We start from the raw sequence: 13,176 nt of genomic DNA, 5'->3' as shown, positions 1-13,176 counted from the left end.
ACCTATTCTAATCCTAAAACATCATTCATACTGCTGACAACACCAGTTTCAGCATTTGGAATATATCTGATAGCTCTGATTACACCAGCAATAAATACCTCTCTTGTATGTGCCTGATGTTTGAGCTCTATCCTTTCACCATCACCAACAAACATTACTGTGTGGTCTCCTACGATATCTCCACCACGGATTGCGTGAACACCAATCTCTTCAGGAGTTCTTTTTCCAACTAAACCCTGTCTTCCATAAACTCCTACCTCTTCAGGGTCACGGTCCAGTTCTTTTGCTATTACCTCAAATGCGGTCATAGCTGTTCCGGACGGAGCGTCCTTTTTCTGATTGTGGTGAGCCTCAATAATTTCAATATCAAAATCATACAATAACGGAGCCAATTTCTTTAAGGTATTGAAAAATACATTTACTCCGATAGCCATGTTTGAAGAGATGACTGCCGGAACATTATTGTCTTTAACATTTTTAATATTGGATTCCATTTGTTCTTCACTGAAACCTGTGGTTCCAACAACGATTCCAACACCACAAGAAGTTGCTATCCTAATTGTTTCGACTGCAGCATGAGCGATTGTGAAGTCTACAAGCACATCAGGTTTTGCAGCTTTTAATGTCTCTTCCAAATCCTGAGAACCGGTAATCGCAACGCCCAGTTCTTCAGTTCCTGCCTGAAGACCTGCATCTCTACCGGCAAGAGGAGTATTCGGCATCTCAATAGCTGCAACAACTTCCATATCATCCTGTTCTGTGATTTTTCTAATAATGCCGGAGCCCATTCTTCCTGCAGCTCCGGTAACTGCTACCCTAATCATATTATTACCAACTTAAATTAAATCAGAATCTTTTAATGCTTTTTTAAGAACTTCAAGGTTATCTTCTCTCATAGGCACTAAAGGTTGTCTTAAAGGTCCTGAAGGCAATCCCATAAGACCCATTGCAGTTTTAACAGGTACCGGGTTGCTTTCAATGAACAATGCCCTAATCAATTCAACCATTTCATAGTGAAGTTCCATTGCTCTTGTATAATCATCATTCAATACGCTGTCAACCATTAGAACCATTCTTCTCGCATCAATGTTTGCGGAAGCTGAAATAACTCCGGTTGCCCCAACGGCCATAAGAGGTAAAGTTAATGAATCTTCCCCTGAAAGAATGTTGAAGTCTTCCTCCAATCCTTCGTGAGTGAGTGCCCTGTAGATGTCAGATACTTTATCCACACTTCCGCTTGCCTCTTTAACCGCATCGATGCCGTCCACTTTTGCCAGTTCGACAATTGTTTCGACATCCATGTTGATTCCTGTACGGGAAGGCACATTATACAATATTAGAGGAATGTCGACTGTTTCGGCAACAGTGGTATAGTGGTCAATCAAACCGTGCTGTTGTGGTTTGTTGTAATACGGAGTGATCAATAATGCTGCATCAGCCCCTGCATCATATGCATATTTAGTCAGTGAGAGAGCTTCTGAGGTGGCGTTACTTCCAGTACCTGCAATAGTCTCGACTCTGCCGTCCACTTCATCAACCAAAATATCAATTATCCTTTGATGTTCTTCATGAGAAACTGTAGCTGATTCACCTGTGGTTCCTGCACCAACTAAACCTGTTACTCCTTTTTCAATTAAATAATTAATATTGGATCTGAATCCTTCTTCATCAATTTCTTTATCTTGTGTGAATGGAGTTACCATTGCAACGTATGTTCCTTCAAAATTCATTCTAAAACCTCATTAATTAATTCACGTGCTTTATCACCATCATCCCAGTTGACGAACAGTACAACTGCGGTTTGTGATGAAATAATTTCGACAATATTGATTTCGTTTTTTCTGAGCGGTTCTGTAATTTCTGAAATTATTCCAGGAGTATCGATAATATCAGGACTTACAAATGTAATCATTGCAGTATCTCTTCCGAGGGATAGAGAACTTAAGACATCGGTTTCCACTACAACCTGATGCAATAAATGATAGGCCTTATTGGAATCATTCTTTTCAACAAATACTGTGATTGAGTTCTGACCAGCGGAGATTCCAAAAATATTTATATCTGAATCAGCGAGTTTTCCAGTTATGTTGGCCATAAGACCGGTGGTTTTAACCATTGCTTCACCGACAATGGCTATAAGAGAAATAGGGTTCTTGTATTTAGTTACACATTTCATCATATCACCTTCATAAGGACCTACAATGCGTGTACCTTTTGAGGATAAATCCCCGTGAGCAAAATTGATAATTTTTGCAGCTATTAATGGATCTTTGTATCTTAATGCATGAGGATGGAGAACCTGCGCTCCATGAGTTGCCAAATCCCTCATTTCCTCAACTGATATTTCATCCAACAATTGCGCTTCTTCAATTTTATTAGGATCAGTTGACATGACACCCTCAACATCAGTAACAATTATTACCTCATTTGCATCAAGACAATGGCCGATTAAGAAAGCGGTTACATCACTGCCTCCTCTTCCGAGTGTTGTGATTTCACCATTCGGACCTTGCCCTAAAAATCCACAAATGACCGGAATTATACCTTGATTTACGAGTTGCATTATTCCTTCGGTTTTTTTCTTGGTTGTATTAAAATCAATTTTTGCTTCTAAGTAATTAGAATCAGTCATTATTGGCCATAAATCATTATAAGGGTCAATAAATTCTGACTTTACACCTAAAGATTCAATAGTTGCTGAAAATAATCTGGCACTAGTTAATTCACCCATAGCCATAATTCCTGCCTTTTGCTTGTCTGTTAAGCTTGTTCCAATAGCCTCATCAGACAATCCAATGAGGTCATCGGTGGTCTTGTTGACAGCTGAAACTACAACTACTATCCGACTACCTTTCATATACTCATTCACGACAGATTGCGCCGCTTTTTTAATTCTGGAACCATCCCCTACCGAGGTTCCTCCAAATTTCGATACTATCAAATCCATTAAGTTCACCTATTTCTTAAAATATTGATTATTATTTTGCTTAAATATTCAATTAAACAAAATATACATATCTATTTTTATATAACCATATTAATAAACTTTAATTAAAACGAGTATAAAACCAGTTAAAAAGTTAAATGTGAAAAAAGAGTTGATAAAAAAAGAGTAGAAAAATATGAAAAAAAGCTTATTTTTGGGTTTGTTCTAACCTAACAAGCCTTGTTACATATCCTGCGATTTTGTTTCTTAAATGTTTAGTACTTACGGTTGAGTATTCCTGTACTAATTTTTTATTTTCTTCAAAATCAGTAGTGAAAACACCTTTGTGAGTTTCGATGAGTTCTTTTGCTAAACGTTTAACAAATGAAGTTCTAATATTGCCCATTAACATTCCTCCTTTAAAATTTGTTTTTGCATGTTTTTACTTAACTTAGTCAGCATACTAAATATTTGATCAATAATTTCACTATCAAGATTATTCTCTTTGGATAATTTCTCAATTTTTTTATGAATTGCCTCTTCCCTATCCTTATCATAGATAGGTAATCCCAGATAATCCTTAGAAAATACAATATCTTTTGCAAGAGCAGTTCTCTGAGAAATTAAATCAAATAACGCATTATCAATTTCATCAATACGTTTTCTGGATTCCTTGAGAAGTATTTCAGCTTCTTCATTATTTTCAAAATGTTTACTTTCGCCATTACTTTTCAAAAAATCACCAAATTGATAATAATATAATTTATCAATATCCTAGTATATAAAGTATATGTTTCATTTTTAAGATAGCAAAGAAAATGACAAATTTTTCCTATAACAAACAGCAACCGTCATTATCACTCACAGTTTCGATGACTCTGCCTTCATATTTCATCCATGACTCGCGAACATCATCAATTGAATCAACATCAACAATCGCCACAAAGGATGAGCCGGTTCCTGAAAGGCCAGCTGCAAGAGCACCAGCCTGTAAAGCGTCAATGGCAATTGAAGTATTGAATCCCAATGCAGAAGAATAAATCAGTCCATTTAAATTTAAAGCCTTGAAGTACTCTTTTTTACATGCGAAATCGAATGCCGTTTCGACCAATGGAGCTAGAACTTTCATCCTCCCAACATTTGAATCCCCTGATTTTGAGTGGAAATCAGGCATGTAAATCAAAATAGAATGATCATCCATTTTCTCTTTTATGATAAACTCCCTATTTTTATTGTCAGTTACGACGACTCCTCCAAAATAGGATGCCGTTGCATCATCAAATGAACCCGTGATTGTAACTCCCGCATCAAGAGATGCGTCGATTGCCATATTGATTACCTCCAAATCGGACAGTGGCTTTAAATCAAATTCCTCTTTAATGATTTCTGAGGTAACTTTAACAATAGCATTTGAAGAAGCGCTGCTGCTTGAAAGTCCTGATGCCATCGGCAAACTGGATTGGGTCTTTAAGCTGATTCCAAAATCCTCTTTGTCAATATCATAATGATTGAAAACCTTCTGAACACATAATTCCATTAAGTCAGTGTCGGCTCCAACGTCATTGACACATCTTATTGAATCAGGCATTGTTTTAGCCTCACATTTTATATCCAAACCAATGCCGAACGCTGAACCGAAACCAGTTGCAATTGCATTGATTATTGTCGCAGAACCGGGAGACCTGACAATTTTCCTCATTATCTAACCTCGTCATATGGAATGTCAACAACTGCAAAATCCAAAGCCCTGTTTCTGGCATTCATCGAAAAGATTAATCTCAAATCATTGTCAGTGAGAATTCTATCAGTGGCCTTGGCAATTGAAACTACATCATTCGGGTCAACCAATAGTCCCACATCCTTAGTGATTATCTCTGAAATTCCCCCAACATCACTTCCTATTACGGGTTTGCCGCAAGCCAAAGCTTCAATAAGCACCAAACCGAAACTTTCTGAAAATGACGGCAAGACCAAAACGTCACAGCTTGGAATTATTCTTTCAACATCGTTTCTTGATCCTGTAAAGATCACATCATGGATATTTTCTTCTTCTACCTTTTTCTTCAGGTCTTTAAATAAAGGCCCATCTCCAACAATCACTAAACAATAATCGCAATTGGAGATTTTTTTGGCTTCAATAAGAGAATCAACATTTTTCCTTTTAATTAGATTGCCAACAAAAAGGACGATTGGTTTGTTTCCAATTTTATTTTCCACCCTGAATGAAACATCAGGATGGTTTGAAAATTTGTTTACATCAACGGAGTTCCATGAAATTCTGGTTTTATTGGCTATGCCAACAACTCCTGTTGCAATGATTTCATGTTTCAATGCATTGCTGACTGCACAGACCACATCAGCATCTTCCAATACTGTTTTAATTGAGGAACGCATGAATGACTGATTTTTATATAATTCAAACATGTCTGAACCGTGTGCGGTTACATAAGTTTTAATATTGTATTTTTTCCCAACCTCAACAGCCGCGGCCCCTGCGGGGAATAAGTAATGGCCATGAATAATGTCTATGCCTTCTTTTTCAATGAGCTTTTCCAATGCCTTTTTGGCATTTTTCTTAAACATCAATCCCCTTACTCCTTTAAGATTAAGACCTTTTGTTGGGATAACATGAATTCCGTCAATATCCTTAATTTCCTTGTGGGGATATGTTATGACAAAAACCTCATGACCCATTTCAACTAATCTTTTTGATAAGGTATGTATATGAACTCCCACTCCCCCAACATGAGGCGGGAACTGACCGACCATAGCTATTTTCATAAGTTAAAACTCCAAATCTTCACTATATAAATATAATGAAATTATTGTTTAAATAATTAATTATATAAGAAAAATTAATGTTTAAGATGCGATTTGTTTTAAAAAAAAAGGAAATGGAATCATAGTTTTCAATCTAAAAAACTTAATTGTCCATCTAACGGAATATTAATATCTGAAACTGCATCAAACTTAAATATTTCCTAAAAAAAATATATTACCATGACTTTCATGAACAATAATGGAAATTTTAAACAGTTCCGAATGATCGGATTCCTAAATGAAAATTGCAATGATGATCATGTGATATCAAAAATTACCATCGTGCTTCGTCGAGACAAGATAGAAGCTCCTTATTATATGATTACCAAAATCAGACTATCTTCATGTATTGACAGACCAGATAATGGAGTTATTCACGCAATGGACATATTGAACCATACCAGAAGGCATAACTTAACTGAAGATGCCTATGATGAAATTAAATCATTGATTACTGATAACGACTATGAATCCGACCAGGTGAAAATCTTTAAAGACGATGCTCAACTTAAGATGGTTTTAATGTCTAAAAATGATGATGAACTCAATGACCTTTTTAAAGTCTATGGAGAACTTTTTGAAAAAATAGATAAGTTGATTGATTAAAATGGGAAAATCATTTTTTAGAGATAATTTCCGCATTGTCGTTTAGATAATTTCCTTCCATATCCACTAGAATAACATTTAAATCCAAATCAAAACGTTGCTTGCACCTTTCGCGGATTGCATGGGCAATACTATTTGAAACCTCAACTGAAATATCCAATTCGTTCAATATGTTCATCATGTCATCAGTTGTTTTTGAATCGAATAATCTTTGAAGGTCCTCTTGTTTTGCGCCGCATAATGCTGCATGTGCAACCATTATCTCGCGTCTGCCGTCTGCAATGGCATATTTAGTGTTGAAGATTCCTCCGGCAACCTTTATCAATTTTCCGATGTGTCCGAAGAAAGTGAATTTGACAATTCCTCTTTTTTCAGCCTCTTCAAACATGAAACCAACATAATTGCCTGTTTGGATAATCTGTTCTTTAGACGCATTCAAGTTTTTCAGAGCCAACTTTTCGCCGATGTTTCCCGGGACAAAAATCAAATCCTCAATGTTTGAAGCCAAAGCGACATCCAATTGTGTGACAATGGAATTCTTATACGCCTCGCTGGACATGGACCTTGCAATACCTGTTGTCCCTAAAACCGATATTCCCCCGATGATGCCCAATTTGGGATTCATTGTTTTTTTGGCAATGATTTCTCCATCGGGAATGGAGATGGTTACTTTTGCAATTTTATCTTCAGGTATCTTATCCTTTAAGTTTTTAACAATCATGCGACGAGGACCCGGATTTATTGCATAATCCCCAACAGGAACCTGAAGGCCTGGCTTTGTGATTTTGCCAACGCCCTTTCCCCCAGTGATTATAACATTACTCTCCTCATCAGTTTTATCCAATAATTCTACAGTGGAAACTATTGCCAAATCGACTGTAACATCAGGGTCATTGTAAGGATTCTTATGGGCTACTGCACAGGCTTTAAAATCAGATATTTTCCTGCAACTGTCAATAATGATATCCAAAGTCTTTTTGGGAGTTTCAACATTGACGCATGCAATGTCGGAAGATTCCAGAATCGCCTCCAATGCTGCAAGCGAACAAGCTGTTGCTACAGTGCCTGTTGTAACGCCAGTATATTCATCAATAGACATTTTAAATAAAAAAAAGAGAGAATCTATAATTTAGATTCAAGTACAGAAATTAATTCATCTTCAGAAGGAGTGCCTACAAAACTTACTTCCCCGTCGATAACTACTGTAGGAACTGCCATGATTTGATAATCCATTGCTCTTTGTCTGTTTTCTGGATTGCTTGGGTCATCGATTTTAATTGATTCCACATCAATTGCATCGCCTAATTTATCTTTTGCTTTTTGGGCAGCATCAATTGCCGCTGGACAGTGTGGACAGGTACTAGTTGAAAATACTTCTACTTTTATTGCCATATTCTATCTCTCCTTTAAGTTAATTTGTAAATATTTTATAAGTTATTAATATATAACTGTTCCCATTGAAAGAATTAATCCAGATTAGATGTTTTCGGCACCACTGATTTTGACAGGACTTGCTTTAACTGATACGTGCTTGACTTCGGGAATCTCCCTGATGATTCTTTCATGAACCTCACTGCATACTTTATGAGATTCTTCGAGAATCATTCTCTCATCAAGTTCTATTTCCAATATGATTATTGTGGAATATCCCATATAGTCAACCAGGATATTCTTAGTATCCTGAACGTTAGGCACTGAATTTGCAATGTTCCTTATGTTTTCAATTAACTCCTTGGATGGCAGCTTTCCAATGATATAATTAACATTTGATATGAAAATCTCGACTGCTGTTTTAAAGATAAGCAGTCCGATGACTATTGCAATTATGGAATCAAAAACAGGATGGCCGATATTGGAAAAGAATACCCCTATCACTATTGCGATTGAAGTGAATACATCTGATTTCTGATGATAACCATCGGCGATTATGGCAGGACTTTTAATTTCCTTTCCAACCTTTATCATATATCTGCTGACAATTATATTGATGAAAATTCCTACAACCGCCATTGCCGCAACGCTCATATGAGGGGCTGAAAATTGATTGAACAATACCTGTTTGGAAGCCTTTTCAATAATTTCCCAAGAAATGACAACCAAAAATAAAACAATGAATAATCCGCTTATGGCTTCGGCACGAGCATAACCTAAAGGATGATCATCATCAGCCGGTTTTTGACTATACTTAAATCCGATATATGCAATGACTGTCGTTATGATGTCTGAAAGTGTATGTGCTCCTTCAGAAACCAATGCACTGCTTCCGGCAATCATACCGACTGCAATATTGAAAACTGTCAAAAAGCAATTCGCAAGAACTGCAACCAAAGTCACTTTTTTACCACTTTTCTCGCGAAAATTATCTGCCATAAAATAACTCCAATTTAAATCAATTAAAATATAATTGTATTATTAGTAATAAATTTTTTGCATTTGAAAAAAATCTTAAAACTGATATTACTTATCAAATGCTCTCCGGAAATATTTAATATATATTAAAAAAATAAAAATTAATGATTAAAATGGAAAATCTAAGAGACGATATCAAAACAATAATCAATGGTGCATACCCTTACATTAAAGAGTTTAATCCTGCTCAAAAGGCTGTTATCGAGTCAGGATACCTTGAAGACAAATCAAATTACATAATCTGCATTCCTACAGCCAGTGGAAAAACCGTTTTAGGAATCCTTCCAGCTTTAAAAACAATACTTGACGGAGGCAAGGCAGTTTATGCAGCACCACTTCTTTCGATACAGAACGAAAAGGTTAAGGAATTCAAAGCATTTGAAGAACATGGAATCCGCGTTGGCAAACACCCTGCAAGTTCCGATTTGTCCGTAATGGTTTTCGAATCATTTGACGTGCTTACAAGATTTTCCTGGAATAATCTAAGGGATGTTGATACCCTAATCATTGACGAATTCCACATGATTGGGGAATTCACAAGAGGACCAACTCTTGAAGCGGCAATAACAAGGGCAAAAATCATAAATCCCAAAATGAGAATAATTGCGCTGTCAGCTACCTTGAAAAATATTGAAGAAATAGAGGGGTGGCTTGAAGGAACCTGCATAGAGCATGATTACCGGCCGGTCCCACTGCATAAGGAAGTTTTGGATGCGGAGATGTTCAATACCAAAAACAAGAATGATGTTATTGTGAAAGTATTGGAAAAGTCAATTGAAGATAAATCGCAGGCATTGGCTTTCGTGTCCACTAGAAGATTTACAGAAAGCCTTGCAACTTACGTTTCAAAAAAGATAGACAAGAAAATTAATTTGAGACAGAGGGAACGCTTTAAAGAAGTTGCCGATAGGATACTTGAAGTTCCAAAAAATAAAGGTTCACTTCCAACAAGCACCTGCCTTAAATTGGCCGAAAGCATCGAACACGGTGTCGCTTTTCACCATGCCGGTCTTTTCAATGAACAGAAAGAAATCATTGAAGATGAATTCAGAAACGGGAATATCTTAATGATTACCGCAACACCGAGTTTAATGTATGGAGTCAATTTACCTTCCAAAACCGTTGCAATCAGAGACCATACCCGGTGGACAACAAGGGGGCCCGAACAGATACCTGTTTTTGATTATGAACAGATGTCCGGACGAGCAGGAAGGCCACAATATGATGATGTCGGATATTCCTATCTAATAGCAAAAACAATGGATGAGGCTCTAAACCTGCAGGAATACTACGTTGAAGGCGAAATTGAAAAAACCAATTCAAAGCTCGTTGAAAACAAAGATGCGATTTATAAACAGATTATTGCCCAAATAGCTTCATCACTTTCAAGGAATCTGGATGAACTGATTGACTTTTTTGAAAAAACATTATACGGCTATCAGATGAGCAATAATCCTTCAATGGCATTGTTTGCTGCCGATAGCATTAGATACGAACTTGAAATCGCATTGGAATTTCTGCTTCAAAACGGAATCATAAGGGCAACCCCTGAAGGATTGAAAGCCACTGATTTTGGTTATCTAATAGCTAAATCAAACTATTCTGTTGAAACAGCGGTTAAAATTAAGGAATACATCTCAGGCATCAATAAGATTAACGCCAGTGAATTCATATATGCTTTATGTGAAACTCCTGATGTGCCTCTCATATCCTTCAAAGGAAGAAAATCAAAAGACCCAGTGCATGAAAAACTGTCCGAAGTAGGTCTCTTTGCAGTTGATATCGGAAACGTTGAAGCCACAGCCGTATCATTGATGGAATGGATTGATGAGAGAAACGAGTATGAAATCGAAAACAGATACAATGTTTATTCCGCTTCAACTAGAAGATCCGCTTATGAAGCATCCCGTCTTGTCAAGTTTGCAAAAGACACCTCAGAAGTGCTGGGAAACTATTCCAACCTGAAAGACTTTGACATTTTATCCGCCAGATTATACTACGGTGTTAAAGAGGACATTATTCCGTTAGTCGTTGGAGTAAAAAGACTCGGTAGAAAAAGAGCAAGAAATCTGGTCAGAATATTCGGAACAGATTTGAGTGGCGTTTCAGAAAATGAGTTGCAAAAAGTAGAAGGTATCGGACCTAAATTAGCTGAGAAAATAAGATTATTTGCAAATAATTAAAAGGTGGGATTTAACCTCCACCTTCTGCAACACTGGAATCCATTTGCATGTTTTCCAATGATTTTGCTTTTTCTTTCATTGCTTCAACGTCAATTTCATTATCTCCCTCATCATAGAATGAAGATTTTTTAATGTCCTTTTCATCGAGCAATTCGACTAAATTAGAACGATACCATAATTCGGTTTTATCAATTTTTACCCAGTCAATGCCGTCCTGTGTCTTCAGGTCAAGGACTTTGCCCATTGTTCCTGTATCCACATATCTGACATGAGAATCAAGAGTAATTTCCAATCCTCTTGCATCAAAAACCATTTTAATACCTGTTTATTCAGTGTCGTCTTCTATTTCGACTTCAACAGTTTCAGCTTCAGCTTCTTCAGCTTCTTCTTCTTTTTCGATTTCTTTGTTTAAGATGACATATGCACCAATGGTTGCAATATCTTCAAAGGAGATTTCAAGTTCATCTCTGGAGAAGATGTTTTTTTGTAAAGTTAAAGTAACGGCTTCGATTTTACCGGTTGCGGTGTCAAAATCCACATTGTCAACTTTTCCAACAACATTTGCATTTTTATCTAAAACGGTAGATCCAATAAATTCTTTAATTTGCATTTTTTCACCTTTGCTTAATATTAATAATATACAATTATATTTTATTTCATTAAATATATAAATAAATCCTGTATATAAAATTAACTATTATCATATGGTGAAAATAAAATGGAAAATGCATGTCGGATAATAATCGATGATATTGTCGATGGTAAGATTACAACACGAAAAGAACTTGAAGTCGAAAAAAGGCAGTTATGTCGCGATTTAAAGTTAACCAGGTTCATGAGCAATGCGGACATTCTGGAATATGCAAAACCTGAGGAAAAGGAAATCGTTTCCGGAATCCTAAGGAAAAAACCAACAAGAACAATGTCCGGCGTTGCAATAGTTGCCGTAATGTGCCATCCTCACAAATGTCCTCATGGAAGATGTTTTTATTGTCCCGAAAGCGACATTGCTCCTCCAAGCTATACCGGTGAGGAACCGGCTGCGCTTAGAGGCAGAATGTATGAATATCATCCATATGTCCAATGCTTCAACCGCTTGAAACAACTTAAAAAGATTGGCCATCCCATCGATAAGGTTGAACTCATAATAATGGGAGGGACTTTCCCTTCAAGGGATTTGTGCTATCAGGAATGGTTTGTTTCACAATGCCTAAAGGCAATGTGTGACTTTGGCTTGATTATGGAAAACAAGCCAACGAACTATGATTATGACCTTGATTATGAGGAGATACGTTCTTTTGAGAAAGGAATTTTGAAAACCTATCCTCCAAACGGCTATGTGTTGATTGATGATGTGCAGAGGGTCAATGAAAGTTCAAAAGTGAGATGCGTGGGAATGACTTTTGAAACCCGTCCTGACTACTGTAAAAAGGAGCACATCAATAGAATGCTTGATTTTGGAGTTACCCGAGTTGAACTTGGTGTTCAAACCCTATCGGACGAGTTATATGAAAAAATTCAACGTGGACACACATTATCCGATGTTGTTGAAGCCAATCAGCTCTTAAGAGACTCCGCCATCAAGGTGGCCATGCACATGATGCCGGGCTTGTTTTCAAATCAAAGCCAGGATTTGAAAATGTTCAAACGGCTATTCAGTGATGACGATTTCAAGCCGGACATGCTGAAAATCTATCCCTGCCTTGTAACGAAAGGAAGCGAACTGTATGACCTATGGAAAGAAGGCGGATATGAACCATATAATGATGACGAAGCCGTTGAATTGATAACTAAAGTCAAGGCCATCCTTCCGAAATGGGTAAGGACAATGAGAATTCAAAGGGATATCCCATCAACGCTTATTGAAGCCGGAGTTAAAAAATCTAATCTTGGAGAACTCGTTTATAATAATCTTGAAAAGGAGCATATAAACTGTCAGTGCATTCGCTGCCGTGAAATAGGACATAAGAAGACCTCCAGAGAGTATACTTTGGATGACTTTGAATTGTTTAGTGAAAACTATTCCTCATGCAATGGACAAGAGCATTTCTTGTCAATTGAAGATATTAATGAAGAAAGCATTGCCGGGTTTTTAAGATTGCGTCTGCCATCAAAAGATCATTTCCGAGAGGAAATTACTGATACAACCGCACTGATTCGTGAATTGCATGTCTATGGAAACATGATTAAAATTGGTGGTAAAAACCCTAAAATAGGACAGCATACCGGATT

The 13,176-nt window shown here is 36.9% G+C and carries 15 protein-coding genes; 3 read left to right on the top strand and 12 right to left on the bottom strand.

Annotation, left to right across the window (positions count from 1 at the left end):
- Nucleotides 1-2: 2 nt before the first annotated feature.
- The 7 genes from dapB to IJF99_RS08780 form a co-directional block, all read right to left on the bottom strand.
- Complete coding sequence (gene dapB, locus IJF99_RS08810) at nt 3-824, bottom strand: 4-hydroxy-tetrahydrodipicolinate reductase (RefSeq protein ID WP_292794395.1); 822 nt, start codon at nt 822-824, stop codon at nt 3-5.
- A 12-nt stretch (nt 825-836) separates the two neighbouring features.
- Entirely contained in the window at nt 837-1,730 is an 894-nt protein-coding gene (gene dapA, locus IJF99_RS08805; protein ID WP_292794392.1) for a 4-hydroxy-tetrahydrodipicolinate synthase, read from the bottom strand.
- Complete coding sequence (locus tag IJF99_RS08800) at nt 1,727-2,947, bottom strand: aspartate kinase (protein ID WP_292794390.1); 1,221 nt, start codon at nt 2,945-2,947, stop codon at nt 1,727-1,729. The genes dapA and IJF99_RS08800 overlap by 4 nt, the downstream gene beginning before the upstream one ends.
- 187 nt (nt 2,948-3,134) lie before the next feature.
- Nucleotides 3,135-3,332, bottom strand: a complete 198-nt coding sequence (locus IJF99_RS08795) for a 30S ribosomal protein S17e (protein ID WP_292794388.1) — start codon at nt 3,330-3,332, stop codon at nt 3,135-3,137.
- The gene (locus IJF99_RS08790; protein ID WP_292794386.1) at nt 3,332-3,661 is read right to left on the bottom strand and encodes a chorismate mutase; all 330 of its coding nucleotides are present in this window, start codon (nt 3,659-3,661) and stop codon (nt 3,332-3,334) included. The genes IJF99_RS08795 and IJF99_RS08790 overlap by 1 nt, the downstream gene beginning before the upstream one ends.
- Nucleotides 3,662-3,758: 97 nt before the next feature.
- Nucleotides 3,759-4,625: a shikimate kinase gene (locus IJF99_RS08785; RefSeq protein WP_292794383.1), complete on the bottom strand. Its 867-nt coding sequence runs from the start codon at nt 4,623-4,625 to the stop codon at nt 3,759-3,761.
- A complete protein-coding gene (locus IJF99_RS08780) occupies nt 4,625-5,707 on the bottom strand; it encodes a glycosyltransferase family 4 protein (RefSeq protein WP_292794381.1) in 1,083 nt (360 codons plus the stop codon). The genes IJF99_RS08785 and IJF99_RS08780 overlap by 1 nt, the downstream gene beginning before the upstream one ends.
- Nucleotides 5,708-5,926: 219 nt before the next feature.
- On the opposite strand from IJF99_RS08780, the gene IJF99_RS08775 reads away from it, so the two are divergent.
- Nucleotides 5,927-6,352 (top strand): hypothetical protein, encoded by a 426-nt coding sequence (locus tag IJF99_RS08775; protein WP_292794378.1) that lies wholly within the window; start codon nt 5,927-5,929, stop codon nt 6,350-6,352.
- 10 nt (nt 6,353-6,362) lie between these two features.
- Here the strand turns inward: IJF99_RS08775 and cbiD are convergent, their stop codons facing one another.
- The 3 genes from cbiD to IJF99_RS08760 all read right to left on the bottom strand — a co-directional run bounded on the left by cbiD (nt 6,363) and on the right by IJF99_RS08760 (nt 8,722).
- Nucleotides 6,363-7,451, bottom strand: a complete 1,089-nt coding sequence (gene cbiD / locus IJF99_RS08770; protein ID WP_292794375.1) for a cobalt-precorrin-5B (C(1))-methyltransferase CbiD — start codon at nt 7,449-7,451, stop codon at nt 6,363-6,365.
- Between the two features lie 23 nt (nt 7,452-7,474).
- Nucleotides 7,475-7,744 carry a thioredoxin family protein gene (locus tag IJF99_RS08765; protein ID WP_292794372.1) on the bottom strand — a complete coding sequence of 90 codons (270 nt, stop codon included), beginning with the start codon at nt 7,742-7,744 and terminating at the stop codon, nt 7,475-7,477.
- A gap of 84 nt (nt 7,745-7,828) precedes the next feature.
- Entirely contained in the window at nt 7,829-8,722 is an 894-nt protein-coding gene (locus IJF99_RS08760) for a cation diffusion facilitator family transporter (RefSeq protein WP_292794370.1), read from the bottom strand.
- A gap of 143 nt (nt 8,723-8,865) precedes the next feature.
- Between IJF99_RS08760 and IJF99_RS08755 the strand changes: the two genes are divergently transcribed.
- Complete coding sequence (locus IJF99_RS08755; protein ID WP_292794368.1) at nt 8,866-10,944, top strand: DEAD/DEAH box helicase; 2,079 nt, start codon at nt 8,866-8,868, stop codon at nt 10,942-10,944.
- Between the two features lie 10 nt (nt 10,945-10,954).
- On the opposite strand, the gene IJF99_RS08750 is transcribed toward IJF99_RS08755, so the two are convergent.
- Together IJF99_RS08750 and IJF99_RS08745 are read right to left on the bottom strand one after the other, a co-directional pair.
- Entirely contained in the window at nt 10,955-11,257 is a 303-nt protein-coding gene (locus IJF99_RS08750) for a DUF2098 domain-containing protein (RefSeq protein WP_292794366.1), read from the bottom strand.
- Nucleotides 11,258-11,269: 12 nt separating this feature from the next.
- Complete coding sequence (locus tag IJF99_RS08745) at nt 11,270-11,554, bottom strand: PRC-barrel domain-containing protein (protein WP_292794363.1); 285 nt, start codon at nt 11,552-11,554, stop codon at nt 11,270-11,272.
- A gap of 108 nt (nt 11,555-11,662) precedes the next feature.
- On the opposite strand from IJF99_RS08745, the gene IJF99_RS08740 reads away from it, so the two are divergent.
- Nucleotides 11,663-13,176 (top strand): tRNA uridine(34) 5-carboxymethylaminomethyl modification radical SAM/GNAT enzyme Elp3 (locus tag IJF99_RS08740; RefSeq protein ID WP_292794360.1); only part of this gene is annotated, 1,514 nt, incomplete at its 3' end.

The sequence above is a fragment of the Methanobrevibacter sp. genome, from assembly GCF_017406825.1.
Lineage (GTDB): Archaea > Methanobacteriota > Methanobacteria > Methanobacteriales > Methanobacteriaceae > Methanocatella.
This window is presented reverse-complemented; position numbering and strand designations above follow the sequence as displayed.

Coding starts and splice junctions, on each gene's coding strand:
- IJF99_RS08755 (WP_292794368.1), top strand. CDS start 8,866: ATGATTAAAATGGAAAATCTAAGAGACGATATCAAAACAATAATCAAT.
- IJF99_RS08785 (WP_292794383.1), bottom strand. CDS start 4,625: ATGAGGAAAATTGTCAGGTCTCCCGGTTCTGCGACAATAATCAATGCA.
- IJF99_RS08750 (WP_292794366.1), bottom strand. CDS start 11,257: ATGGTTTTTGATGCAAGAGGATTGGAAATTACTCTTGATTCTCATGTC.
- IJF99_RS08745 (WP_292794363.1), bottom strand. CDS start 11,554: ATGCAAATTAAAGAATTTATTGGATCTACCGTTTTAGATAAAAATGCA.
- dapB (WP_292794395.1), bottom strand. CDS start 824: ATGATTAGGGTAGCAGTTACCGGAGCTGCAGGAAGAATGGGCTCCGGC.
- IJF99_RS08780 (WP_292794381.1), bottom strand. CDS start 5,707: ATGAAAATAGCTATGGTCGGTCAGTTCCCGCCTCATGTTGGGGGAGTG.
- IJF99_RS08795 (WP_292794388.1), bottom strand. CDS start 3,332: ATGGGCAATATTAGAACTTCATTTGTTAAACGTTTAGCAAAAGAACTC.
- IJF99_RS08765 (WP_292794372.1), bottom strand. CDS start 7,744: ATGGCAATAAAAGTAGAAGTATTTTCAACTAGTACCTGTCCACACTGT.
- IJF99_RS08800 (WP_292794390.1), bottom strand. CDS start 2,947: ATGGATTTGATAGTATCGAAATTTGGAGGAACCTCGGTAGGGGATGGT.
- IJF99_RS08775 (WP_292794378.1), top strand. CDS start 5,927: ATGACTTTCATGAACAATAATGGAAATTTTAAACAGTTCCGAATGATC.
- IJF99_RS08760 (WP_292794370.1), bottom strand. CDS start 8,722: ATGGCAGATAATTTTCGCGAGAAAAGTGGTAAAAAAGTGACTTTGGTT.
- cbiD (WP_292794375.1), bottom strand. CDS start 7,451: ATGTCTATTGATGAATATACTGGCGTTACAACAGGCACTGTAGCAACA.
- dapA (WP_292794392.1), bottom strand. CDS start 1,730: ATGAATTTTGAAGGAACATACGTTGCAATGGTAACTCCATTCACACAA.